20 protein-coding genes are annotated in these 25,605 nt (G+C 36.6%); 9 read left to right on the top strand and 11 right to left on the bottom strand.

The genetic code is table 11. The features are described from left to right. Window positions 1-2: 2 nt before the first annotated feature. Together DVK85_RS05960 and DVK85_RS05955 are read right to left on the bottom strand one after the other, a co-directional pair. Window positions 3-527, bottom strand: a complete 525-nt coding sequence (locus DVK85_RS05960; protein ID WP_114677564.1) for a DUF2975 domain-containing protein — start codon at window positions 525-527, stop codon at window positions 3-5. A gap of 3 nt (window positions 528-530) precedes the next feature. Then, window positions 531-1,034 (bottom strand): DUF2975 domain-containing protein, encoded by a 504-nt coding sequence (locus DVK85_RS05955; protein ID WP_114677563.1) that lies wholly within the window; start codon window positions 1,032-1,034, stop codon window positions 531-533. 127 nt (window positions 1,035-1,161) lie between these two features. On the opposite strand from DVK85_RS05955, the gene DVK85_RS05950 reads away from it, so the two are divergent. Next, window positions 1,162-2,307 (top strand): aminotransferase class I/II-fold pyridoxal phosphate-dependent enzyme, encoded by a 1,146-nt coding sequence (locus DVK85_RS05950; RefSeq protein WP_114677562.1) that lies wholly within the window; start codon window positions 1,162-1,164, stop codon window positions 2,305-2,307. Here the strand turns inward: DVK85_RS05950 and DVK85_RS05945 are convergent. Then, the gene (locus DVK85_RS05945; protein ID WP_114677561.1) at window positions 2,285-3,397 is read right to left on the bottom strand and encodes an AI-2E family transporter; all 1,113 of its coding nucleotides are present in this window, start codon (window positions 3,395-3,397) and stop codon (window positions 2,285-2,287) included. The two genes, DVK85_RS05950 and DVK85_RS05945, sit on opposite strands and share 23 nt — an antisense overlap. Before the next feature lie 174 nt (window positions 3,398-3,571). On the opposite strand from DVK85_RS05945, the gene bioD reads away from it, so the two are divergent. From bioD to DVK85_RS05915, 6 genes are all read left to right on the top strand, one after another. Next, window positions 3,572-4,195: a dethiobiotin synthase gene (gene bioD / locus DVK85_RS05940; protein WP_114677560.1), complete on the top strand. Its 624-nt coding sequence runs from the start codon at window positions 3,572-3,574 to the stop codon at window positions 4,193-4,195. Then, complete coding sequence (gene bioA / locus DVK85_RS05935; protein WP_114677559.1) at window positions 4,195-5,505, top strand: adenosylmethionine--8-amino-7-oxononanoate transaminase; 1,311 nt, start codon at window positions 4,195-4,197, stop codon at window positions 5,503-5,505. Before bioD ends, bioA begins: the two co-directional genes overlap by 1 nt. A gap of 76 nt (window positions 5,506-5,581) precedes the next feature. After that, entirely contained in the window at window positions 5,582-6,736 is a 1,155-nt protein-coding gene (locus DVK85_RS05930) for a beta-ketoacyl synthase N-terminal-like domain-containing protein (protein WP_114677558.1), read from the top strand. A gap of 43 nt (window positions 6,737-6,779) precedes the next feature. Then, window positions 6,780-7,268 (top strand): hypothetical protein, encoded by a 489-nt coding sequence (locus DVK85_RS05925; RefSeq protein ID WP_114677557.1) that lies wholly within the window; start codon window positions 6,780-6,782, stop codon window positions 7,266-7,268. A gap of 52 nt (window positions 7,269-7,320) precedes the next feature. Next, complete coding sequence (locus tag DVK85_RS05920; RefSeq protein WP_114677556.1) at window positions 7,321-8,223, top strand: histone deacetylase family protein; 903 nt, start codon at window positions 7,321-7,323, stop codon at window positions 8,221-8,223. Between the two features lie 161 nt (window positions 8,224-8,384). After that, complete coding sequence (locus tag DVK85_RS05915; RefSeq protein WP_114677555.1) at window positions 8,385-10,550, top strand: M12 family metallo-peptidase; 2,166 nt, start codon at window positions 8,385-8,387, stop codon at window positions 10,548-10,550. A gap of 57 nt (window positions 10,551-10,607) precedes the next feature. On the opposite strand, the gene DVK85_RS05910 is transcribed toward DVK85_RS05915, so the two are convergent. From DVK85_RS05910 to DVK85_RS05885, 6 genes are all read right to left on the bottom strand, one after another. Next, window positions 10,608-15,461: a DNA repair ATPase gene (locus tag DVK85_RS05910; RefSeq protein WP_114677554.1), complete on the bottom strand. Its 4,854-nt coding sequence runs from the start codon at window positions 15,459-15,461 to the stop codon at window positions 10,608-10,610. A gap of 12 nt (window positions 15,462-15,473) precedes the next feature. After that, a complete protein-coding gene (locus tag DVK85_RS05905; RefSeq protein ID WP_127960556.1) occupies window positions 15,474-15,926 on the bottom strand; it encodes a hypothetical protein in 453 nt (150 codons plus the stop codon). 80 nt (window positions 15,927-16,006) lie between these two features. After that, window positions 16,007-18,040 (bottom strand): flotillin family protein, encoded by a 2,034-nt coding sequence (locus DVK85_RS05900; protein WP_394338171.1) that lies wholly within the window; start codon window positions 18,038-18,040, stop codon window positions 16,007-16,009. A gap of 164 nt (window positions 18,041-18,204) precedes the next feature. Then, window positions 18,205-18,843: an OB-fold-containig protein gene (locus tag DVK85_RS05895; protein ID WP_127960555.1), complete on the bottom strand. Its 639-nt coding sequence runs from the start codon at window positions 18,841-18,843 to the stop codon at window positions 18,205-18,207. Window positions 18,844-18,857: 14 nt separating this feature from the next. After that, on the bottom strand, window positions 18,858-19,574 hold the full coding sequence (locus DVK85_RS05890) for a PspA/IM30 family protein (RefSeq protein WP_114677550.1): 717 nt from the start codon (window positions 19,572-19,574) through the stop codon (window positions 18,858-18,860). A 4-nt stretch (window positions 19,575-19,578) separates the two neighbouring features. Next, a complete protein-coding gene (locus DVK85_RS05885) occupies window positions 19,579-19,974 on the bottom strand; it encodes a type III secretion system chaperone family protein (RefSeq protein WP_114677549.1) in 396 nt (131 codons plus the stop codon). Window positions 19,975-20,181: 207 nt separating this feature from the next. Here DVK85_RS05885 and DVK85_RS05880 point away from each other — a divergent pair, with 207 nt between their 5' ends. Further along, window positions 20,182-20,937, top strand: coding sequence for a helix-turn-helix domain-containing protein (locus DVK85_RS05880; protein WP_114677548.1), 756 nt, complete (start codon window positions 20,182-20,184; stop codon window positions 20,935-20,937). 52 nt (window positions 20,938-20,989) lie between these two features. Here the strand turns inward: DVK85_RS05880 and DVK85_RS05875 are convergent, their stop codons facing one another. Together DVK85_RS05875 and DVK85_RS05870 are read right to left on the bottom strand one after the other, a co-directional pair. Beyond that, entirely contained in the window at window positions 20,990-22,732 is a 1,743-nt protein-coding gene (locus DVK85_RS05875) for a hypothetical protein (RefSeq protein ID WP_114677547.1), read from the bottom strand. 226 nt (window positions 22,733-22,958) lie between these two features. After that, window positions 22,959-23,471 (bottom strand): hypothetical protein, encoded by a 513-nt coding sequence (locus DVK85_RS05870; RefSeq protein WP_114677546.1) that lies wholly within the window; start codon window positions 23,469-23,471, stop codon window positions 22,959-22,961. Window positions 23,472-24,019: 548 nt separating this feature from the next. Between DVK85_RS05870 and DVK85_RS05865 the strand changes: the two genes are divergently transcribed. Continuing rightward, the gene (locus DVK85_RS05865) at window positions 24,020-25,591 is read left to right on the top strand and encodes a bifunctional GNAT family N-acetyltransferase/carbon-nitrogen hydrolase family protein (RefSeq protein WP_114677545.1); all 1,572 of its coding nucleotides are present in this window, start codon (window positions 24,020-24,022) and stop codon (window positions 25,589-25,591) included. Window positions 25,592-25,605: the final 14 nt, after the last annotated feature.

Here is a 25,605-nt window from a genome sequence, read left to right as displayed (position 1 = left end):
AGCTATATAGTTAATTCGTTTTCCTCTTTCAGGAATGTACCTTTCTCGGCTAAGTAATATAATACCAACACAAGTTTACCTAAAAAATAAACCACAAGAAACATAGGGATCTCCTTAATAAAAATGCTAAAACTACGAAAGAAAAAAACTCCAAAAACACAAAACAGTAAGTATTTACATTTTGCAAATATGATAATTCCACCCCCTGCCCTTTTAAACTCGGCAGCCTGTTTTTTATAAAAAACCTCCCCTTTTTGCAACCTATCAAAACTACGATACAGCGTTATTAAAACATATACCAAGTACCCCAATAGTATAGCATAAAGTATATAAAAATAAGGTAAAGCACCCTGAGATATATCAAATCCTTTACTAAATGTATCAAATTCTTCTCTTATAGTATTTTCAAAGCCCGTTGGGTTTAAAAATGTAGCATAAGCCTTAAAGAGTTGCATTCCCGTATAAACTATTATTACAATTATCATGGCACGAATGGCAAGCAGTATAATATTTAAATGATACCTCATAACTTATATTGTTTGCTCGTTTTCTTCTTTCAAGTTCTTACCCATCTGGAATACTTCACTTAGTACTATAAAGAACAAACCAAGACCTATTGTAAACAATGTATTATTCCATCCAATATTAAACTTTATTTCATGAGTGTTATCTGTAAACCAAGTAAACACGTACATTGTAAATATTATAAAATAACCTATCAATATTGCTTTACCAATTTGATCAAAGTTTTTAATAACACGATTATCAAAAATGATTCGTTTTCTAAATAAATCAAGCGTTTTTCTAAACAAGTAAAGTGCATATACAAAGAACAAAGCACCCAGATATACTATAAGTAATATAATAATTAACTCCCAACCACCTATACTTTCTAGATTCTCATTTAATGTAAATGGAACTTGTTCAGGCATAACTGCAAGCATCAATATAAACGGGAGACCAATCACAGCTCCTATCATAGTAAGAACAAATAGTATATCGGCAATAGTTTTTAAAGTAGAAAGCTTTCTCATGGTTAGTTGGTTTAGATTAATATGATGATGCAAATATAGTATAATTATTGATAAACAATAATTACTTTATCTTAATCAATATTTAAAGTAGTTAGTCAATACTAAAAAAGATACTTATTTTTGAGGTATGCAGCAGTTACCCAAATCGCTTTCAGATAAATTAGCACAACGCCAGCAAAATGGTTTGCTACGCCAGCTACCTACCCCATCATCATTAATAGATTTTGCATCGAATGACTATTTAGGACTATCGCAAAGCAAGACCATTTTTGATGCAGCACACCAATACCTCATCGAGCATAATAGTATAACTAACGGCGCCACAGGTTCACGGCTTATTAGCGGAAATCATAATATTTATAACCAAGTTGAAAGCTATATAGCACAAGTTCACAATACCAAAAATGCGCTTATATTTAACTCAGGCTACGATGCTAATGTTGGCTTCTTCTCTTGTGTGCCGCAAAAGGGAGATGTGGTATTATATGATGAGTTCATTCATGCCTCTATACGCGATGGTATGCGACTGAGCAATGCTATAGCATACAAATTCCCACATAATAACTTAGATGCATTAAAAAAGCTCATAGAACGACACAAGGGTACTGCTATTGAGCTATATATTGTAACCGAATCGGTTTTCTCGATGGATGGCGATAGCCCTGACTTAACCGCTCTAGCAGAATTAGCAGCCAACCATAATTGCAAGCTTATAGTAGACGAAGCTCATGCATTAGGAGTATTCGGTATAAAGGGCGAAGGCTTAGTACAACATTTAGAGTTACAGGATAAAGTTTTTGCCAGAATCATGACTTTTGGAAAAGGATTAGGCTCTCATGGTGCGGTTATTTTGGGCAGCAAAGCTCTTATGGATTATCTAGTTAATTTCGCCCGCAGTTTTATCTATACTACAGGATTACCACCGCATAGTGTTGCTACTGTTTTTTGTGCTTACAAGCAACTACAAGAGGATGATGAAAATCGTAAAAAACTGAAAAGCAATATTCAATTTTTTAAAGCCGAAGTCAAAAGACTAGAACTAACTACTTTTATACACAGTAACTCAGCTATACATTGCACTATATTATCAGGAAATGAAAAAGTAAAAAATATAGCGCAACAATTACAGCATAGTGGTTATAATGTAAAAGCTATACTTTCGCCTACCGTGCCCAAAGAAAAAGAACGCTTACGCTTTTGTTTGCACAGCTACAATACCCCTTCAGAAATTACAGCTGTATTAGCACATCTTAAATTGACTCTTCAGGCTTAGGTTGTTCACGTTTTCGTAATCGCTTCTTAAACCAGTTGCTATCCTCTTCACCAAACAGGTAAGCATACGGTTGCGTTTCAGGATTCATTTCAAACAGTTTTTTAAGTATTGCAATAGTAGGGATAATCAAAATCATGCCTACCACCCCCCAAATAGCCGCACCTATAAGCAGTCCCAAAAAAGTAACAAAGGCATTAAGGTTTACATTGCTTCCTGTAATTTTAGGAGTAAGAAAGGCATTTTCTAACAATTGTATGAAAGTAAACGATATAATAATAGCTATTGGGTAAAACAACCCATCTTTTGTTATTAAAGCAAAGAAGAAAGGTAGTACGGCACCCAGTATAGGACCTAAGTACGGAATGATGTTTAGCATCCCTGCTAATACTCCAAAAAAGATAGCGTGTTCTATACCCAAGGTAAAAAGCACAGCCGTATTTATTATAGCAAGTATCATCATCACCTTTCCTGCCCCACTAATATAATCATATACTATTCGGCGAATAGCCGTTAACTTGTCTAGCAAGTCACTATCATTTTGCTTCCGAAAAACTTTACTGATGAATACCGCAAGGTGGTCTCTATAAATAAGCAGGAAAAAAATGAATACAGGTAACAGTAATATATCTGATAAAGTACTTAGTGTAATAAATATAAGTTGTGTGGGGCTAGCATCTTCTGTTTGTACAATAGCTACTGCTTTTTTAAACTCAAAACCATTGTACATACCCATATCTATGCCTAGATTTTCATAACTCCAGTTGTTAGCATCTATTACATATCCATTTACTTTTTCCGAAAGATTATCACCTAAATCCTCTACAAAACCACGAACTTGAAAATAGATAAAAACCAATGAGGCGGATATAACAATCATAAAAATCAACAAACTCACCGCAGCACTTACTGTTCTAGGAACTTTACGCTTTTCTAACCAATTACAAGCAGGTGTTAATAACATTGATATAAATCCCGATACAAAAAGCGGCACCAAAATAGTTTTTCCCACTATCATAAAAAAAACGATAAGAATAATGAGCAACGATATAAAAACAGCTTTTATATAAGATGGCACTTTCAATGTATTCATAGGTAAACAGGTGTTAAATTTGATGAATATTTTCAAAATTACATATAATATGCTATCCTATATGGTAATGTTTTATTAAAGTTATAAAGCATTATGTGCAAAAAACAAAGTCTTCTTTACCTAGTAAAATATTGATTGCTTATTTAGTAAATTTGTTATCTAATCAAATTGAGAATGAAACTATTTATAACAGGTATAGGCACAGACGTAGGTAAAACAATAGCATCGGCAATTATTACCGAAGCTCTAGAAGCCGACTACTGGAAACCCATACAAGCAGGAGATCTCAACAATTCTGATAGTCATAAAGTGAAAAAATACATCTCTAACACTAAAACAACATTTCACGATAACAGCTATGCGCTCAATACACCAGCAAGTCCGCACCTTGCAGCAGCAATAGACGGTATTACTATAGACCTTAAAAAAATAAAAGCCCCCAAAACTAAAAATCATTTGGTTATAGAAGGTGCTGGCGGACTATTTGTTCCGTTAAATGATAATGATACTATTGCCGACCTTATACAGCCCGATTATAAAGTTATCATAGTATCACGCCATTACTTGGGTAGTATCAATCATACGTTACTTACTATTGAAGCCTTAAAAAATAAAAATATAGCGGTTGCAGGTATCATTTTTAATGGTGAAGAAAACAAAGCAACCGAAGAAATAATACTACACAAAACAGGTATTACATTCCTTGGCAGGATAGAAAACGAGCCTTTTTTCGATACAACAGTTATTCGTGATTATGCCGATCAGTTTAAAAATAACCTAGAAGCATTAAATTCATAATGAGCAACGTAAATAAAACCACCTCCGCAAAAGATAAAAACCTTGTAGCACGTGATGCCGAATACCTTTGGCATCCTTATACACAACACAAAACAGCAGCACTACCTATAGCCATAAAACGCGGAGAAGGTGCGCTACTATGGGATGAAGATGACAAACAATATATAGACGCTATAGCATCGTGGTGGGTAAACCCCTTTGGGCACAGCAACACCTTTATAGCCGATGCCATATACAAGCAGCTTACCACGCTAGAACATGTACTATTTGGCGGATTCACACATGAACCTGCCGTATTGGTAGCCGAAAAACTAAAAGAGATACTACCACAAAATCAGCAAAAATTCTTCTTTTCAGATAACGGCTCTACCGCTGTAGAAATTGCCTTAAAAGTAGCATTACAATACAATTATAACAAAGGTGAAAAACGCACTAAGATAATTGCTTTCGAAAATGCTTTTCATGGTGATACCTTTGCGGCAATGGCAGCAAGCGGTATATCATTTTTTACCGAAGCCTTTCGTGGCTCACTTATAGAAGTTACCCGCATTCCTGTACCTGTAGCGGAACAAGAAGAGACAAGTATAGAAGCGTTAAAACAACTTGCAGAAACAGACGAATACGCAGCCTTTATTTTCGAGCCCTTAGTACAAGGTGCGGCAGGAATGGTTATGTACACCCCCGAAGCATTAAATGATTTAATAGACATTTGTAAACAAAATAACATATTTACCATAGCCGATGAAGTAATGACGGGCTTTGGCAAAACAGGTAAAAACTTTGCTTGCGATTACCTTACTACACAACCCGATATGATGTGCTTATCTAAAGCACTTACTGGTGGCACTATACCTATGGCACTAACGACTTTTACACAAGAGTTATTTGATGGTTTTTATGATGACGATGTAAACAAAGCATTATTTCATGGGCATACCTTTACGGCAAACCCTACAGGGTGTGCTGCTGCATTAGCCAGTATTGCGCTATTGCAACAACCTGAAATGCAAGAAAACATACAGCGCATTAACCAACAACACCTTGCTTTTAAAACTAAGATAGAAGCACACCCAAAGGTTAAAACTACAAGAGTATTAGGTGTAATTTTTGCCCTTGAATTAAAAACAGATGGTGAAGAAAGCTATTATGGCGGACTTAGAAATAAATTATACAATTATTTTATAGAAAAAGGTGTAATACTACGCCCTGTGGGGAATATCATCTATATACTCCCACCCTATATCATTAGCGATGAATTATTAAATACTATTTATAACACAATAGAATCGGCTATTAATGCTATTGTATAGCCCTACCAAGTGGTTTTAACAAACTGTTTTTCGGTAATTTCAGGTTTTGGAGTACTTTTGCGGTAAAACCGCCATATTGTCTATATCTGTTTCCATAACTGCTATCTCTTCTTTCTCACCATTAGGCAATAACCCTGATACTGTTTGGGAAAATTATCGCAACAATGCATCTTTTATACAATTGATGCACTTTGGTGTTAAAAAAGCATTTGGCGCGCCGCTATCTAACCTGTTACAACAAGAAGTACAAGCATTAAGAAATTCAGCATCAAAATATCAAAACCTTGATAACTCGGTACTATATGCACTCTTAGCATCACGTGCTGCCATAAAAAAAGCAGGATGGAAAACAGGCGATAATTTTGGTGTAAACATCGGTTCTTCTCGTGGCGCAACGGCATTATTTGAACAATATCATGAAGCGTTTTTAAAAACAGGACTCACCCATACGCAGGCTTCACCCTCTACCACATTAGGCAATATAGCCTCTTGGATAGCACAAGATCTTAAAACTACTGGACCCGACATATCGCACTCTATAACCTGCTCTACTGCATTACACGCTTTGCTTAACGGTGTGGCATGGTTACAATCGGGCATGGCAGATAAATTTATCGTAGGCGGTAGCGAAGCTCCTCTTACCCCCTTTACCATAGCCCAAATGCAGGCTATGAAAATATATGCATCTAAAGAGGCTGAATACCCATGCCTCGCCCTAGACCTCAACAAAAAAACCAATACTATGGTACTAGGCGAAGGTGCGGCAACTGCCTGTCTAGAAATTGGGCGCAAAGAAAATGCTATTGGTTACATAGAAGGCATTGGCTATGCTACAGAAGAACTGAAACATAGTGTTTCTATTTCGGCAAATGCCGACTGTCTGCAAAAATCGATGCAAATGGCTATTGGCAATACTCCATTAAACGAAATAGATGCCATAGTACTCCATGCTCCTGGTACAGTAAAAGGTGACTTATCTGAATATAATGCTATAAAAAGCATCTTTGGCAACAACCTGCCCTTACTTACTACCAATAAATGGAAAACAGGACATACATTTGGTGCTTCTGGGCTATTAAGCCTTGAGCTTGCATTATTAATGCTAGAACACAACACGTTTATTAATGTGCCTTTTATCCCTGTTCAGGAAAATAAAAAAGAAATTAAAAAAGTACTGGTAAATGCTGTAGGTTTTGGTGGTAATGCCGTGAGCGTATTAGTTGGTAAATAATGTAACAAATGTGGGTGTTATACGACTGATAAAATAAAAACACATGAGTTTAGACGAAACCTCTCAATTATTAAATACTTTACTCTCCCAAACGCATAAAAAAACAGAACAAAAGGTTTACACTAATTTTATAGGGATACTATCAGCTTTAAAAAAGAAAAACTTAACTGAAAACCAGCTACTATTAATACAAGAAAAACTTTCTTCGTTAAATTTAAATGCAATTCCAGAAAAAAGACGAAAATATTACAGTCAAAAACTTCATGAGTTTAAAACATTCTTAAAGAATGAATTTTCTTTTACAACTGAAAAACATTATGCCGAAGCAGGTGCAGCCTTAGGGATAAGTTTAGGAATGAGCTTAGGTATGGTAATGGGTTTAATAATTGGTTCTGCCATTAACCCCGATTTAGGGGTAAGTATAGGGATGTCTACAGGAATGTCTTTAGGTATAGGTGTTGGAGTAGCAATAGGAATGATATATGGTAAAAGAAAAGATGATGAAGCTAAAAAACAAGGACTCGTTCTTTAAAAGAGTAACTAAACATTACTAAGGAATTTTATCTTTGTATAAAGTTTACCGAATGCTTTCAATCGCTTTTCACTCTATATACAAGCACCCGTTACCCGAAGGGCATCGATTCCCGATGATAAAATACGAATTGTTACCCGAACAATTACTACACGAAGGAACGGTTACACAAAGTGATTTTCATACCCCTAATATGCCCAATATGCGCTATATATTCGGCATACATGAGAAAGCTTATGTAAATAATTTACTAAACCTAACACTCGACCCACGTGCAGCGCGCAAAATTGGTTTTCCGCTCTCAGCAGAATTAGTAGAAAGAGAATTACGTATTGCACAAGGTACTATTTGGGGATGCGACCAAGCATTACAAAAAGGCATCGCATTCAACATAGCAGGGGGCACACACCATGCCTACAGCACACATGGCGAAGCTTTTTGCCTGCTTAATGACCAAGCCATAGGAGCGCATTATTTACTACAAAATAATCTCGCGAAAAAGATATTAATTGTTGACCTCGATGTACATCAAGGTAATGGTACTGCCGAAATATTTAAAAATAATGACACGGTATTTACTTTCTCTATGCATGGTAAAACCAACTACCCTTTTAAAAAAGAAATATCTGATTTAGATATTGCCCTGCCCGATAATACAGGTGATGATGAGTACCTGTCAATTTTAAAAGAAACCTTACCAAAACTCATCGATAGCCACAAACCTGATTTTATTTTTTACCTGAGTGGTGTAGATATATTGGCTTCTGATAAATTAGGAAAACTAGACTGCTCTATACAAGGTTGCAAAGAACGAGATGAATATGTCTTAAATCTTTGCTATAAACTGAATATTCCTGTACAATGCAGCATGGGTGGTGGTTATAGTCCCGATATAAAAATTATTATTGAAGCCCACGCCAACACGTACAGAGCAGCTAAAAACATTTATTTCTAATACCTTTTTCTTCAAATACTAATTATAACACGGCACATACTCATTTGAGTTAACATATTATTAATTAGTACATTATATTTACACATTAATACTTTATTTATAATCAATTACTTAAAAAATAAATATTTTAGATTAAATTGCTACTCTTTAAAAACTAAGTTATGAAAAAAATTACACTAATAATAGCACTCCTTCTTTCGGTATCTTTTTATGCTCAGCGAAGAGTTGCTATAAAGGTGCAGGAATTAAATAATGCTGAAGCATCTTTTCAAAAATTCACTCCTCTTATTGCTTCTCAAGGCACTAAAGACTATACAATAGTAGATAACGAAACGTATGCTACGCTCGACAGTAATGTTTTAAATACTATATATAACAGCAAACCAGAAACTATTAACCTGATAATACCATATCAGGGAAATAATATAAACATCAGCCTGTATAAAGTAACTATTTTTGCCGAAGGCTTCCATGCAGATACTGATAAAGAAAAAGATTTTGCTTTTAAACACGGTGTTTTCTACCGTGGTATTATAAAAAATGATAATGCATCACTGGCATCTTTTAGCTTTTTCGAGAATGAAATGTCGGGTATTGTATCTAATCAAGAACATAAAAACATTGTGATTGGCAAGCTTGCCAAACTCCACAACTTTTCAGAATACATTATTTATTCTGATAGCGAACTAAATGTTGCTAATCCTTTTAACTGCTCAACATCGGATGACAATATTATTAAAGGACAGCAATTTGGAAAAAAAACAGCATTAAGCACACAAAATACAGAGACCGATAAATGTGTGGGCCTCTATTATGAAATAGATTATGATATCTTTCAACAAAACTTTTCTACCGAAGAACTTACCGCCAACTGGCTTACCTCCTTATTTAACAATACTCAAACACTATATGATAACGACGGTATTAACATATCGCTAAAATCATTTTTCATTTGGACTACTGATGACCCGTATTTTGGTGAAGACTCGGTTGATTACCTTATACAGTTTTTTGACAACTATCAAACTACCTTTTTCGATGGAGATTTAGGTCAACTTTTAGCAGACGATTTAGGAAGTTTAGGGGGGATTGCTTTCTTAAATGGTGTTTGTGATATCCCTAATAATGTTAGTTATGTAGATGTAGATGGTACTTCTTTACAAGATGTCCCAGCATATTCATGGAGTGTTCAGGCTTCAACACACGAACTTGGTCATCAATTAGGCTCACCACATACACATGCCTGTGTATGGAATGGAAACAATACAGCAATAGATGGTTGTTATGAAACAGAAGGTGGTTGTGCCCCAGGACCAATTCCTACAAATGGAGGAACTATTATGAGCTATTGTCATTTATCATCTGCGGGCGTTAACCTAGCAAATGGTTTTGGGGAACAACCTGCACAATTAATGATTGATAATGTAAACGCTTCAAATTGCCTAAGCACAAGCTGCGAAGGTGGCATTTGTGACGGCAATATTAGTAATTTAGGCGTTGAAGACTCTTCATTAGATAATTTTATCATCTCATGGGAAGACGAAAGTAGTACAACTAATTTATGGGATATAAGACTAGATGAGGCTAGCACATCACAAAATAGTGGATGGGTAGAGGTAGACTCAGAGTTTGTAACTATACAAGACCTTCAGCCTAACAATTATTATGTATTAAAAGTACGTTCTGTTTGCGAAACTGGAGTGTCTGGAATAGAAGAAATACTTTTTGCTACCGATGCCGACTGGTGTGAAGGGCAAATATTTACCGATCCAGGAGGAGTATCTGGGAACTATAATGAAAATCAATACATCGCCCGTACATTTACCCCTACAGAAGAAGGAAAAGTAATACGAGTTACCTTTAACTCATTTGAACTTGAACAAGGTTTTGATTATCTTACTATCTATAACGGAGCTACTACGACCGCCCCTTTAATAAATAACTACACAGGAACATCTATTCAAAATGTGGTTACCTCTACAGCAGCAGACGGTTCGTTAACTTTTGAGTTTTCTTCAAATGAATCACAAAATAATGCAGGATGGGTTGCCTCAGTAGAATGTGTTAATGCCAATGCTAGTGTTAATGATAACTCATTCAATAACTTTACATACTATCCTAATCCGGCTACAGACCTACTAAATATTAGTGCTGGTGAAGAAATCACCGAGATAAAAGTATATGCTATTTCAGGACAGCTATTATTTACAAAAGAGGTAAACGCAGCTCAGACTACTATAGATATTTCTGCACTGGCTAACGGTGTATACTTCTTTAAAGCGGTAAACGATAATAAGGAAACTAATTTTAGAGTGGTAAAACAATAAGCTCTAAGACATATCTTTAAATAAAAAAGCAGTGCTGTTACAGCGCTGCTTTTTACATTATTGCTTTTCAATACCTCTTCGCAATATCTCTTTTATACCTTCTATATGCTCGGTAAATTCCATTACTTGCGATAGCATTTGTGCCATGTCATCTCGGTTGCCAAAGCCTTTAAGTTTGTTGTTCTTTACAAAAGTCTCTTTTATAGACTCCCAACGCGCTACATCTTCTTCCGAGAGTTGCCCTGTCATTTCTTTATACTTAAGTAGGTTCGCTTCGGCAGCACTGGTAAGCGTTTGTGTTTCGTTACGGTAATGCGAAAGTAAGAGAGTGCTTATCTCATCATTGTTCATAACAGGTACTATCTTAGCAACTAGCTTGTTCATATCACGGTAAGATCCTTGCAACCTAAATGGCGGTTCTATTCGATAGGCATCTTCCATAGCTGCTGAGGCAATATAGGCGGCATTGGCTTTTAGTACTACATCACGCACTTTTATTACTTTATCTAGTACACTAACGTAGGTTTCTATTTCCTGCTTGCTATAATTACCTTTCAGTTCAATGCCATCACGCTGCTCTGTTGTTGCCATTTCAATCATCGGGTACAAGTCATCACCGTTTTTAGCCATTATACTTGCCAATACAGGGTTAGACGTTAAAGCATTCTCTATAAGGCTCAATTCAAACAAGTCGCTTGTACTACCTATAACATCACCCAAATTGTAAATATCGGCACGGTTGGCAAGCATATCGGGTATGCGGAATTTCTCGCCAGTTTCGGTATAAGGGTTACCCGCCATAATAACACAAAACTTCTTCGATTTCATGTCATACGTTTTGGGTTGCCCATTATATATACCTTCTATCTTACGCGTACCATCGGCAAGCGAAATAAACTTCTGTAAAAACTCAGGACTACAATGCTGTATATCATCAAGATATAGCATTACATTATTCCCCATTTCAAGGGCAAGGTTCAGCTTCTTCAATTCCTCACGAGCTGCTGCATTAGTAGCCGACGATGGGTCTACCGATGTAATATCGTGCCCAATTGCAGGACCGTTTATTTTCATGAAAACCAACCCAAGCCTGTTCGCTAGATACTCCATTAAGGTGGTTTTACCATAACCTGGTGGCGATACCAATAGTAACATTCCCGAACGATCAGTTCGGCGGTTTTCGCCTGCACTACCCAATTGTTTGGCAAGGTTTTCACCAAATAATGGCAAATAGACTTGATCAATTAACTTATTACGAACAAACGAGGTCAATACTTTTGGCATAAACTCATTTAAACGCAATTGTTCTTTAAGCTCTATGGTAAGCTTGTGGCGTTCTGCTCTGAAGTTTTCAAAAGCAGGCATTTCGTTATCATAATAGTTACCGAAAATTCGTGTAAACTCATGATAGTGGAAATGATATTTCCCTTCCTCTATTGTTGGGTGAGAACCTGCTAGTCCTGTAATTTCTTCATCTGGTTCTATCGGTACTATTTTCTCTGCCGACTCATGCCTGTATAATAACAAAGCTGTTATTTCATACAAATACTGTGCATACTGCTGTTGCTCGGTTTCTTCTAAATAAGAAGCTACCCATTGTGCAGCCAGTAGCACACCACTCTCTTTATCAGAAGCATGGTCTATATTATGTCTAAAGGTAACGGCTGCACCCTTGCTGTCGAGCATTTTTATAAAGCTCTCCGCCAGTTGTGCCGCTTTATGGCTTACTGTAAAAGCATCATCATCCTTTAATTCATCAAAAAGATAGCGTGCTGTTTTAGCCGTATCAATAGCCAAGTCTTTACCAAAAGCTGTATTGTGTAAATGCGCCTCTAGTTTTTGCTGTAACTCTTTAACAATATAATCAAACTCCTTGCTATTAGGGAATATCGCCAGCACGCCTCCCGACGCTTTTATTTTGCTATTAATGATATTCCGAGCTTCATCTTCTTGTGCATACCAAAAGAACTGTGCAAACGCTCGGGTGATAGGCGCGTAGCGCAACAACCCCAAGTTATGATGCTTTGCCACCAATGTTTTCAGTATTTTAAAAGCATCGGCATCATGCACGCCTTTTACATAGCCTTCGGTATAGTTTTTAGACGTTTCTTCAGCTACTAAAGCCTCTAAGGCTTCATCGGTCATATTAAAAAGCTTTTCAGGAGCATTATTCCTGAATATCTTGTATGCCAAGAAAGCTGCTCTGTATATCTTTTCATTTTCTGAAACCAGTTCCTGACTCCAATATTTTTTAGAAGCTAATAAGGTTTCACTTTTCAACTCTTGGTAAAAATCAGTCCCTGTTAAATGATAGTTCAGGTTACCGTCTTTATACACTATCGTTAAGTCTAGCGGTTGCTTGTTTACCGCAAACTTATGAGTACCCAACTTTATAATATTTTCGCCGTCTTCATACAAGTCCTGCTTGTCTTTCAGTTTACGAAGTGCATCTTCTCTCGCTGATTTCAATTCGGTTTCTATGGCTTCGGCTTTGCCTGTATCTTCTAGTGCTATAAGTTGCTCTACAAGGTCGCGGAGTTTGGCAATCATCAGGTCAGATGCAAAATAACCGTTTATCTCCTCAACCGAATCGAATGTAAGTGCCTTAGTTGCCACATTTTTTAAAATACGGCTTGAAGCATTTTCTATGGCAATCGCCTTTTTATTGCGTGCCTCGGTAAGTGCATTTTTCTTCGCTTCGAATGCCGAATATACCTCTTCGCGCTTCTCCATGATAGCCCCTGTAAACTCCTCATAGTCGGCAAAGCGTGCTTCAAGGTCTTCCAGTTGTACTGAAATTTTATTCAGTAATTCATCCGCTTTTTCAGGAGTGGTAGCTCTGTCGAGTGCATTTACAATACTTTGGTCTATCAGTTTTATCTGTGCTGCAAAATCGGCTTTTGCTTCTTTACTGCCAAGCGATGAAATCTTGTTTTTTATATCTGCCTTAACGCGGTTAAGTGTAGCAAATATCAGGGAGATATTATTGATAATTTGTGTTGACTTCGAGGTATCATCTATCTTTAAATTCGATACGATATCAATCAGCATTTCCAAATCGGCAGTAATGCTATTTACGGCATCTTGCAATTCTTTACCTTCGGCAACGGTGGTAATATTTTCTATTTCGCCTTTCTTTTCTTCTACCCGTGCATGATATGGCTCTAAAGCCTTTTCATCCATAAGGAACTCTACACAGTTTTGCGAAATATTCTCGGTTTGTTCTACAATTTCGGCTTCCAGCTCATTAATAAACTCAGTGTCAACATAGCGTACTTCGCGCAGGCTTATTACTTCGCCACGTAGTGAGCGTAATCCGGCAAGATCGGCTACAAAAACATCAATATCGTTAAGCGGAGAACTCTTTATTTGTATAAAAAGACTCTCTGCTTTTTGCCGTACCTCTCCTGTAATTTTCTTGGCATTATGGCGCAATTGCACCACCTTTTCAAACTCATCGATGGCGGCATTTGCCGTGCTTTTTATCTCGGTAAGTGGCTTGTTAAGCTCAAACGTCTCACTGTTGGTTATCCAGTAATAGCCATCAAGTATGTTTTGAGACAAACGAGTAAGGTCGGCATACAAGCCTGCATAATCGTCATTTTTATTCAATAAGGTAATAATGGCTTGACTGTCTGCCATAGCTTTTACAATATCCTTATTGCCTATTTTATAGATGTAGCTGTCCTTGTGTTGTGACGGCATAATATCGCTTTTTACAAACGGCGTTTGCCATATTTGTACCAAGTGATTTTTAGTCGCTTCATCTTCCGCACGGAAGTAGCACAGCTCGCCGTTTTTAAGAATGGTATAACCATTACAAACAATGGGTGTCATTACCTCGCGGGTAATAAGGTTATAGGACATCAGTACATACTGCCCGTAGGTTTCTTCATAAAAAACATACATAAAGTCCTCGCCGTTAGGCGATGCGATACGTTCCTGAAACATCAGGTTTTCCAGACTACTCTCAAATATTTTATATTCGCCTGTTTGCAAGTAATACCCGTTAGAGAATATCAACCCATGATCGTCAGGCAATAAAATAGCCGATGTTTCAAGGCTGTCTATCTTGCGGACTTCCTGTAATTTATGATTATATATAAAATAACGGGGCTCTTCCTGAAAGGGTTTTATGCGCAGTGCGATAAGGTTACCCAAATCGGCATATTGAAAATTACCATCGTCCAACGTTTGGTCAGGATGAATAACATCTTCGTCATAAATACCTTTGCCTACAGCGGTATTGTTTTCTATTTTTATGGTAAGTGTACCACCCACAGTTTCTACAAATACTTTATCGAGTATAGAAACGTGAGGGTGTTCGCCATACTTTTGCATTTCGCGCGTGGTTTCCTGCCACCTGAAATCGTGCTGACGCGGAAATTTATATTCGTGGTCGCTCCTGTTGTCTATATAAGTAAGCTGGTTGTCTTTTATCAGCCATTTGAATGTCTTTATATCCGAAATTCGGTCGCTGATTTGGAATACCATGTGCAGGTAGTTACCCGCAATAAAAAACTTGCGAAAACTGGTATCTCTGTAATATTTATAAAGGTTAAAAAAATCAGTTTGGAATGTTTCGTCGCCAATAAAGTCGAGGTTTTCCTCACGAAAATCGCCGTTTTCATATACATATATGGCAAAAACATCCTCAGCCTTAATATCGGTACGCAGCCCAAAGTGTACATTATACCCCAATATGCACCTGTCGTTTATTGATACAATATCGGCAGGAATACAGTTATTTTGGGTAATAATTCTGTTATTGGCTATCAGTTTGGTTTCGATACTGCCAAATACTTCCTTCCGCGCGCCATTTAGTTTTTGCAGCCTGTCCAAAAGATCTTTCTTTTGGGCTTCTAAACGTGCTTGTATAATTTCATATGTACCGCCTTCCAGTGTACTCATGGTGTGGTTGTATTATTTTTTTCTTTCGATTATTCCGTAAGTTGTCTTCAAGACTTGTTTGTTGACAGGATGTGTTAACAAACTTCCATTTTCGTCTTGAATATATATTTTTGGGTACATTACAGTAAAGCTCGGACGTGTTGCAGGCTCTATAATTACATTTCCATTAACCGGAAAATCTTTTTTAGTATTACACAATTCAAATACTCTAATTGTATCATTCTTTTTTGTAACTCCTATTGTAACTGATGCTGTTGCTATAGTTCCACAACCAACGCCTGCCAGTTGATGAGAAATAATCTTTAGTTCGGTTGATTCCTGTAAATCGAAATATACCCAATTGCTCTCATAATCATCCGCTATAGGCTCTGTAGTTTTGTTTGATTCATTACTAGATACATTCTGATAAGAATTACAAGAAACCGCAATAAAAAATAGAATCATCATTGAAATTATTCTTTTCATAGTATGCGAGAGTAAAAGTAACCCTCGGTGTGCTTTGGCACACCGAAGGCATTATTTAAAAAAATCAGATAAACTCATAATTATCCCAGCTTCCTGTTAGACAAGCCTAGGTTTTTAGCCATATCCATCAGGTTAGCAAACAAGCCTTGCTCTCCGTCATCGCTACTGCGTTTTTGCAGTTCCATAAGCAGTCCGGCTACGGTTAGGTTTTTTATATCCTCTGACGAGATGTTGTATTTATCGGCAAAGCCTTTAACACGCTCTATTAGGTTTTCTTGGCTTTCGCCACCTTCGCCTAAAATAGCATCTTTAATCTCGGTAATATTCTCAGAGTGGTTTACCAGTCTGTCAAAGCCTTTGGCTCTTGTTATCTGGTTAACAATCTGGTCAAAGAACATTGTTTCGCCACCCACAATATCAATCTTAGCCGCTTTAAGTGCTTCTCCTATTACGCTTGCCTGAGCATCTGCAATATCTTTCTGGATATTGATGTGTGCAAGATCAACTTGAAGTTCTTTATCTAGTTTTAACTTGAACTCTTCATGGTCTTTACCTACACCGTCAAGTTTCTTCATTGCTTCAGCTTTTTCTTCTATACCGCTAGCTTCGGCAAATGCTTTCTCTTTAATAACATTGGCTTCAGATAATCCGAACTCTCTTTCGGCTTCGGCTCTTGCTTTAAGACCTGCTGCTTCGGCAAGGGCTTTTTTCTCGATAATTACCGCATCTACTATACCTTGTCTTTCGTTAGCGTCCGCTTTAGCATGCATTACTTGCGCTTCAGATAATCCTAATGTAGCATCTTCCTTAGCTTTGGCTTCGGCAAGTATTTTACGGGCTTCGGCTTCTTTTTCACTCGCAGCCATTCTAGCAGCAGCATCAATATTAATTTCTTCTGCTTTTTGTTTCATTGCCTCTTTTTCTGCCTCGGCAGCTTTCAGGCGTTTAATGTATAGCTCTTCACTTAATTTCTCGGCAAGTGTGATTGCTACTTTTTTCTCCCTATCGGCAGTTTTAAATGCCTCAATATCTTTCATGTTTTCCTGCTCTTGCACCACGCCTTTTTCTAGCGTAACCCTATCGCGGATAACATTCTGTATGTTTTTGCGCTCTACCTCAACGGCTTTTTCTTTCTCTATCTGAGCTAGTGTAACAATACGTTCCCTTTCGGTTTGTTCTAATGCACGGTCTTTTTCTACCCTTTCGGTTTCTACGGCAGCCGTACGTTCTTTGTTCTTGGCTGCTACAATTACAAGCCTGTCTTTGTTTTCTTCGGCAACCTGAACTTTTTCGGCAGTGCTAATGCGTGCTGTTTCCGATTTCAGTTTTTCTTCTTCGGCTACTTTTGCAATTTCAGCTTCCTCACGCGATCTGATATTTGCTATCTCACGTTTTTGTATTTCTTCTTTTTCGGCAAGCTGACGGTCTAGTGCTAAAATAGCTTCACGTGCCTCTACATCTTGCTTGCGGATGGTTTTCTCCTCGTCCCTGCGGATAAGGTTTGATTTCATGTTTTGTGCAGCCGTAAGCTCAGTAATTTTCTTGATACCTTCAGAGTCAAGAATGTTATCTGATTTTAGATGGCTTAATGATGTTTGTTCTAAATCGTCAATAGCACAGTCATCAAGAATATAACCGTTAAGGTCTGTTCCTATTATCGAGATAATCTCTTCACGGAATTCGCTTCGGGCTTCGTATAGCTCGATAAAATCAAACTTTTTACCTACTGTTTTTAATGCCTCCGAGAATTTAGCATCAAACAGCTGCCTAAGTACATCAATTTCTGATGCTCTTTCGCAACCGATGGTTTGTGCTACGTTAATAATATCAGCAGTAGATTTATTAATTTTGATAAAGAACGTTACTTTGATATCGGCACGGATGTTGTCTTTACAGATAAGACCGTTAACACCTGTACGCTCTACATCGAGCTTTTTTACAGAGATGTCCATAATCTCCATTTTATGGAAAACTGGTACTATAAGCCCTGCATTAAAGAATACTTTTGTACCTCCATACCCAGTACGTACTATAACTTTACCTTGTATGGTTTTTTTGTACATGGATATTATCCATACTGCAAGACCAATAATCACAACGATAATGGCTATCATGGTAATAATAAGTGTGTCTCCTAACATTTTGTTTTAAGTGTTTAAATTGGTTGGTTAAAAAATTGATTGTATGATAGTTTGTATAAGCCCTACACAGGCTGAAATAATGGTAATAAAGACTGCTATCATGGTTGTTGGATGTTTTATGATGTTATTCTTAAGTACTAATAATCGAATTTTTCAATGAGGTAGTATCTCTTGTCTTCGCTTTCTTTTACTATAACTGCTTGCTGTCCTACTGTAATTCTTTCTTCGGTATTACTGCGGGCATACAGCTTTATAGGGTCGCCATTTACTATGAGTTCTATCATTCCTGTTTTATCTTGCGCTATTGATGTAATAACATTACACCTGCGCCCTAAAAAATCAATTTCTGGTTCGCCCTTATGGTTGACTAGTTTATATAGCTTTCCCAGTGGTTTGGCCAATATTTTCACTAAAAACAGACTAAAAATAAAGTTAGGAATAAGTAATATAAATCCTAACAAAGAACTCTCTACGCCTAAATAGTATGAGATATTGACGCCTAAAAACCACATACTAAAAAAGACTATGGTAACAATAAACATCATGGGGAGTTCGTCAAAACTAAAATACTCGAGTATTTTCATGAATCCACCACTACCCCCGTTGCCATCGACACCAAAATCGCCATCAACATCTGCTGCATCAAACTCTACACTAAATAAATCAGGATCTAAACCTGCTATAATGACCAATAGCCAATATAGCAACATGATAATAGACATGATGGTAAAAAATGCATTGACAGGCGAAAAAGAAATTCTAATTAATTCCTCCATTGTTTAAGTATGTATTATTCCGGTGTGCCACCGCCGATACCCATTTGGGATTTCAGCTTTTCGAGCTCGCTCATGGCTTTAGATTTTTTTACATCTACAGCCTTGTCTATCTCGGCATCTACCGATTTGGTTGAGTTGGCAATTTCGCCATAGGCTTCCGCTAACGCTTCCTCTTGTATTACTTTTTCTTTCATACGTTCTAAAAGCGATATGGTGCCATTTGTATCTATCTTAGCCATTTGTTTGTTAAGGCTCTTAGTAGCATCCGCAACCTTAACACGGCTTCTTAATATTTTTAATTCGTTTTCCCATTTATTAATATTTTGCTTAATGGTTTGCACATTGCCCTCCATTTGCAATACATTTTGGTCAAATTTCTCCTTGTCACCCTCAGCACGCTGCTGGTGTGCCATTGATTCTTCTTTTTTAAGCAAGGCTTCAGTTGCTAGTCGGTCAGCCTCTTCGGCATCCATATCGCCTTTTTGTGCTTTTTTTAGTATCAGCATGGCTTTTTCGTTATAATCTTCTGCCTTGTTACCGTGCTCTTCTATCTCATTTTTAGCACGTATGCTCATGGCTTTTACCTGCGCCAAAGCTTCTAGACCTTTATCAAGATCTTGTTTCATATCTCTTATACCTTGCTCTGTCATTTTTATAGGATCTTCTACTCCATCTATAGCGTGGTGCACCTCTGCCTGTCCAATCTTAAATAATCTTCTTAGAAATTTCATCTTTTTAATTTTTTGAAAAGTTAATAATCTGTTCCGAATACTCGCTAAGCAACAGGCTGAGCGAATTTAACGTTGCCCCAAACTCATTCTGGTCTAAATTTTCGAGTTGTAGCGAATCTCTGAAAATTACTTTTCTACCTGTATCATCAAGAACAAAGGCCCCGTGAATAATATCGCGATTTTTTTGGAGTAATTCTTTAAATACTGTGTAAGCATCTGGCTTGATTTCAAACAAATATTGCTCAAAAATAACAATAGGATATGCCACACAAATAATAAGATTAACTATACCGTCTTGCTCGCTGCTCACTATAAATACGCCATCTTTATGATTTTCGTATTTAACCTCAAGCTCAAGCTCATTCAGGTAATTTTTAACCACTCCAAAATAGTCTTTCATGTTACAGGTATTAATAATTTTATAAAACTCGCTTTTTTTTTGACGGCTTACAACTATTGCCTTACATATTTTTTAACAATAAGGGTTAAAATTTTAAGCTTCAAAAACTCATTATATTAGCATTATTACTATCTTTGCTAATATTGTTAGCACAAATTTAAGAAAATAATTTTAAATTGCAAATATTATTAGCAAAATAATTTTATCATGTTTGGAAAGAATCTAAAAAAAATACGCAGCGTACACGGAATGAGTCAGCAAGAATTTGCAGAACTGTTTGATTTAAAGCGCGCTACACTCGGGGCGTATGAAGAAAACCGTAGCAATCCTAAACTAGAAACCGTTGTAAAAATTGCTAAGCATTTTAGTATTAGTATAGATGACCTATTAACAAGGGAGCTTACCGTAAACCGATTATTACGCTTTAATGAGACTATAACGGTAATACCTGGAGAAACACAAGACAATGATAAAGAAGGTATTACCTGTATTTCTGAGAACAATAAAGAAGATTTCATTAAACAATACAATATTGCTAATAATATTAGCAACGTGCAATTACCCTCTGTTTACCTACCCCACGTTAGCGGAACGCATAAACTAGCGTTAGTAATAGATGATTTAACCATGTCTGGCGAGCCAAATGGTTTTTTACCAAAAGATATGGTAATAGGTACACAAATACCACTTGATGAAATTGAAAAAACTAACGGAGAACTAGTACTTATAGCCACAGCCAACGATTTTTATTTTAGAAAAATAAACTATCAAAATGATAAAGTAGTCCTAAAAGCTAACCATCCTGGTGTAGAACCAATAGCTCTTAACACTAAAGAAATTACAGGGCTATGGGTAGTAGTGCATTTATTTAGATATACATTACCAAGCAACGAAAGCGAACTAGAACAACGACTTGCACAACTGGAGAGCTCTATTGCCAACCTACGCCAAAACCCAGAATAGTAAACCAAAAATGGCAGCCAATTGACTGCCATTTTTAATACATATTTTTTATTTATTCCCTATAAATCTCTATTGTTCTATTTACACTGAAAGGAGTTGTATCAAGACAAGAATTATTGTCACCATTATAATTTCCATTATCATTTATAGTTCCTGTAAACTTATCTAAATCGTGGTTATATGTAACCACTATATTTTCATTTTGTAACAGATTAGTTTGTTGCTCCTCTTCTTCACAAGTATATTCTAATAAGAATTCATATTCTAAATAAATATCTAAATAATCACCATCTAAAGTATAAGAATTAATTACAAGATCTTGATTTAAAGCACTGCCGTTTTCCTGATACCCGTCACTTATTACAGTAATTTGATTGAATGTAATTGTGCTTTCATTAAATACAAATCTATATAAAGCAGCATCACCGTCAAGTGAACCAAAATCGTAGGGATTAGTAACCTGCATGATCCAATTTCCTGATAAATCTATTTCTGACAAACTTATTACAATAGGAAAACTACCACTAAAACTGTTCAGCTCATCCTGATAGCTATAATTTATGGTTGTTTCTAATGAGTCACCGTTTACAGCATCGGGATTATCAACCGTTAGCTTCATACTTATTGCACCATTAGCAAAGCTTACATTACTCATTGTTACATTGTTACTAGCTACTGATAATTGCATAGCATCAAAAAATGCGCTATCACCATTCTCAACTGCAGTTGGTTGATTACTCGGCATGGTATATACCGGAATAAGGCTAATGTTTGAAAAGAAAAGATTATCATTAACAAACTCAATAGCGTCATTAAGGTTGGTTACTGCACCGCTAAAGATTCCGTGCGAATTAAAAAAAGTAGTGAGTCCAGATGAAGATGAGCCTTCGTCTCCCGATTCAATATTACGGCTCTGAACATCAAAAGAAAAACTTTTTGCCTCACCATCAGTAAATGTAAGGGTTTGCAAAGTACCTCTACCGCTCAGTTCTCCCGCAACACCGTTAAATACTGCATTTATTTTTTTAAGCTTTACTTGCATAAATTCAGTTAGGTAATCTTTAGATTTTTTCCAAGCAATGGCTGCTACTAAAGCACCTAATGCTTTTTCTACAGGATCTGGAGCTAATATTACAAACGCAACACCACCACCAAATGCAAGTACTGCTAGTTTATGTTTTAGTAATTGAGTATCAATATTAAAAATGTTTGTAGAGCGACCTAAAGTAAGGTCTCCCGCTATGATACCGCTAAACAATTCGCTGTTAGCTTTATAAGTAATTGCTAATTGTTGCTTTTCTGAATCTGTAAGGGTTTCATAATACGCATTAAAAGAAGCTATGTATTGGTTTACTATATCGGCTTCCTCGTTTTGCTCATTACTTATAGACTCCGAAAAATCAACAACATCAGTAAAAAGCGGAGCTAGCTCTACTTCTGGTGTACTTGTAAGTACTGTTTCATATATAGTATAATGTAAGTCAAGTCCTAAATCAGTTACTACTAAATCGGCTTCACCGATTAGCGAAGAAGACACTTTAAACATTAGTGTGTTTTCGCCTGCTCTTGCCAGTGTTATTGGGCTTCCAGCAAATGTTCCTGCATATTGTGCAGCCGGTACTGCTGTGGGCATCTCTATACTTACTACCTGACTTTGATATATCTCGGTAGGAGTAATTATTTCACCCTCTTCCGCTGTAGCAGGACTGTCGTCTTTAGAGCAACTGTTTAAAAAACCTGTACAGGCAATTACCAACAGTACTAACGTAACTTGTAAAAATTTAAACTTTTTCATTTATGTATAATTAGTTATATAATAAATTTATGGCAGTAAATGTAAATAATTTCTGAACAACAAAAAAACATAACACACTATATAACAGAAATATACTCTATTTTACATTACTTAACCATTTCTTAAAACAATTAAATATTAATGAGGGGTTGCTCCTCAGCAACCCCTCCCCTAAACTAACTCATAGCGGGTTGACTTCCCGCACGAGCACAAAACACACAAATTCTTAGTTACTAAACTGCTCCCAGGTAATTGCATAGCAATCGCTACTTTGTTCCTGACGGCTAGCATATACTATACCTCCATCGTTAAGCTCTCGAATTTCGAAAGTTTCACCCTCCATAAGTATAGCCTCTTTATTATCATCTTTCCATTCCCAGCTGTAGTAAGAGAACTCCTGACCGTTACTACCATATTTTGCATACAATAATCCATCTGGTTTAAAAGCAATATAAAAATCTTCTTCATAAAGATCTTCATCTTCATAACCTCCACAGTGATAATCTATTTTAGATTGTACTTGTTTCCACCATACTTGGCTACTTTCTTCAAGACTTCCGCGTCCTTCACCTTCAGGAAAACCTGTAAGTGTTTCATAACGTTCGCCAACAGGCACTATCTCTCCCTTAGGAACCCCTGCAAACCTGTCTCCACCATCATCGTCTTTAGAACACGATGTTACAAGCGCTAGCCCTAATACAAATAAAAATGTTGCTTTTAAAAATAGTTTTTTCTTCATGGTAATTAAGTTTATTGGTTAATGCTTAAGTGTTTACTAGTTTTAGAAAGGTCAAACTTAGTCATTCAGGTTATGTCAAAAAATACCCAACTATGGGTATTATTATAAAAAAACCTCATTATCAACACTATATATAAAAGAAAGGGGGTTGCTCCTCAGCAACCCCACCTAAACTAATTTCAAATGGGTCTAATAATACCCCCCGATGAAACAAACACAATTTTTTAAGAAACTATTAGCTATTAAATCTAGGCAAATATAAAAGTTAGTGCAACACAAAAACATCCCCAATTATGGGTAATTATTATTTTGATAAGTAGAATACTAAATGTCAGTAAAGAATATAGAACCTCATCTAAAAAATAGGCTGAATTTAAACAATTCTAAAATAAGGTATCATGGTTGTAGAGCTGTAAGACATGATGACCATATACACATACAACTAAAATAAAAAACTAAATATCAGTTAGTTAAAAACTTCTACACCCCAATAAAAATTCCTTTTACAAATCAAAGACTTTTGTACATTTGATAAAAATACTGATAGTATGCAAATAGAGATAAATAAGGTTGAATTACGCAACCTGCAAATAGAAGATTACAAACAGTTAAAGCTTTCTATGCAACATGCCTATGGCGAGCTAGAACAGTCGTACTGGCAAGAAAAAGAAATAAAAAAACTCTTAAAAATATTTCCCGAGGGGCAACTTGTAGTGCTTGTAGACGGTAAAGTTGTGGGTGCTGCACTATCATTAATAATAGATTATAAAAAAGCTATAGGCAGTCATAATTATGAAACCATTACAGGTAAGTATACTTTTGATACTCATGACTATGAAGCTGATATACTATATGGTATAGATGTATTTATAGACCCTGAATATCGTGGGCTTCGCCTAGGCAGAAGGCTCTATGATATGCGAAAAGAACTATGCGAGCAACTCAACCTGAAATCGATAATATTTGCAGGACGTATGCCTAATTATACCGCTCACGTAGATGAATATTCACCTAAAGAATACATAGAAAAAGTACGCCTAAAAGAAGTACATGACCCTGTATTATCTTTTCAAATAAGTAACGATTTCCACGTAATAAAGTTAATGCGAAACTACCTAGAGGGCGATGTTAGCTCTAAAGAGTATGCCGTACTAATGGAGTGGAATAATATTTATTATGATAAAAGCCCTAAACTTATCAATACACAAAAAAGTACTATTCGTTTAGGATTAGTACAATGGCAAATGCGCCCACTAGCAAATGTTGAGGCACTTTTTGAACAAGCCGAGTTTTTTATTGATGCCGTTTCGGGCTATGGTAGTGACTTCGCATTATTTCCAGAACTTTTTGTGGCACCGCTTATGGCAGATTTTAACCATCTTAGCGAAGCTGATGCTATACGCGAAATTGCACGCTATTGCGATCCTATACAAAAACGATTTCAAGAAATGGCAATATCCTATAACATCAACATCATTACAGGGAGTATGCCTTACCTAGAAGATGGGAACCTGTATAATGTAGGGTTTTTATGCAAGCGCGACGGTACATCTGAAATGTATACCAAAATACACATTACCCCAAACGAGGTACAATATTGGGGTATGAAAGGTGGTAGCGAAATTAAAACATTTGATACCGATTGTGGTAAAATAGGTATTATGATATGCTATGATGTTGAGTTCCCAGAGCTAGCACGCCTAATGGCAGATGAAGGAATGAATATCTTATTTGTCCCTTTCCTTACCGATACCCAAAACGGCTATACTCGCGTAAAACACTGTGCGCAGGCGCGTGCGATAGAAAACGAATGTTATGTAGCCATAGCTGGATGTGTAGGTAACTTGCCTAAGGTAAATAATATGGATATACAGTATGCACAAACAGCAGTATTTACGCCATCTGACTTTTCATTTCCATCTAACGGTATTAAGGCAGAAACAACCCCAAATACTGAGATGACGCTTATTGTAGATGTAGACATTGACTTATTAAAAGAACTACACGAATATGGTAGTGTGCGCATACTGAAAGACAGGCGTAATGACTTATATAAAATAAAAAAGCTTAACCAACCTGTAGCAGCAACTAAATCAGGTTCGGATAACCAAACTAGTTAAATATTCACGTTACT

The sequence above is a fragment of the Flavobacterium arcticum genome, from assembly GCF_003344925.1.
Classification (GTDB): Bacteria; Bacteroidota; Bacteroidia; order Flavobacteriales; family Flavobacteriaceae; genus Flavobacterium; species Flavobacterium arcticum.
Note: the sequence above shows the minus strand (reverse complement) of the source record. Positions and strands in the feature narration are given on the sequence as shown.

What these genes read in the sequence shown, in the direction of transcription:
- DVK85_RS05960 (WP_114677564.1), bottom strand. Translation starts at nt 527, where the DNA reads ATGAGGTATCATTTAAATATTATACTGCTTGCCATTCGTGCCATGATA.
- DVK85_RS05955 (WP_114677563.1), bottom strand. Translation starts at nt 1,034, where the DNA reads ATGAGAAAGCTTTCTACTTTAAAAACTATTGCCGATATACTATTTGTT.
- DVK85_RS05950 (WP_114677562.1), top strand. Translation starts at nt 1,162, where the DNA reads ATGCAGCAGTTACCCAAATCGCTTTCAGATAAATTAGCACAACGCCAG.
- DVK85_RS05945 (WP_114677561.1), bottom strand. Translation starts at nt 3,397, where the DNA reads ATGAATACATTGAAAGTGCCATCTTATATAAAAGCTGTTTTTATATCG.
- bioD (WP_114677560.1), top strand. Translation starts at nt 3,572, where the DNA reads ATGAAACTATTTATAACAGGTATAGGCACAGACGTAGGTAAAACAATA.
- bioA (WP_114677559.1), top strand. Translation starts at nt 4,195, where the DNA reads ATGAGCAACGTAAATAAAACCACCTCCGCAAAAGATAAAAACCTTGTA.
- DVK85_RS05925 (WP_114677557.1), top strand. Translation starts at nt 6,780, where the DNA reads ATGAGTTTAGACGAAACCTCTCAATTATTAAATACTTTACTCTCCCAA.
- DVK85_RS05920 (WP_114677556.1), top strand. Translation starts at nt 7,321, where the DNA reads ATGCTTTCAATCGCTTTTCACTCTATATACAAGCACCCGTTACCCGAA.
- DVK85_RS05915 (WP_114677555.1), top strand. Translation starts at nt 8,385, where the DNA reads ATGAAAAAAATTACACTAATAATAGCACTCCTTCTTTCGGTATCTTTT.
- DVK85_RS05910 (WP_114677554.1), bottom strand. Translation starts at nt 15,461, where the DNA reads ATGAGTACACTGGAAGGCGGTACATATGAAATTATACAAGCACGTTTA.
- DVK85_RS05905 (WP_127960556.1), bottom strand. Translation starts at nt 15,926, where the DNA reads ATGAAAAGAATAATTTCAATGATGATTCTATTTTTTATTGCGGTTTCT.
- DVK85_RS05900 (WP_394338171.1), bottom strand. Translation starts at nt 18,040, where the DNA reads ATGATAGCCATTATCGTTGTGATTATTGGTCTTGCAGTATGGATAATA.
- DVK85_RS05895 (WP_127960555.1), bottom strand. Translation starts at nt 18,843, where the DNA reads ATGGAGGAATTAATTAGAATTTCTTTTTCGCCTGTCAATGCATTTTTT.
- DVK85_RS05890 (WP_114677550.1), bottom strand. Translation starts at nt 19,574, where the DNA reads ATGAAATTTCTAAGAAGATTATTTAAGATTGGACAGGCAGAGGTGCAC.
- DVK85_RS05885 (WP_114677549.1), bottom strand. Translation starts at nt 19,974, where the DNA reads ATGAAAGACTATTTTGGAGTGGTTAAAAATTACCTGAATGAGCTTGAG.
- DVK85_RS05880 (WP_114677548.1), top strand. Translation starts at nt 20,182, where the DNA reads ATGTTTGGAAAGAATCTAAAAAAAATACGCAGCGTACACGGAATGAGT.
- DVK85_RS05875 (WP_114677547.1), bottom strand. Translation starts at nt 22,732, where the DNA reads ATGAAAAAGTTTAAATTTTTACAAGTTACGTTAGTACTGTTGGTAATT.
- DVK85_RS05870 (WP_114677546.1), bottom strand. Translation starts at nt 23,471, where the DNA reads ATGAAGAAAAAACTATTTTTAAAAGCAACATTTTTATTTGTATTAGGG.
- DVK85_RS05865 (WP_114677545.1), top strand. Translation starts at nt 24,020, where the DNA reads ATGCAAATAGAGATAAATAAGGTTGAATTACGCAACCTGCAAATAGAA.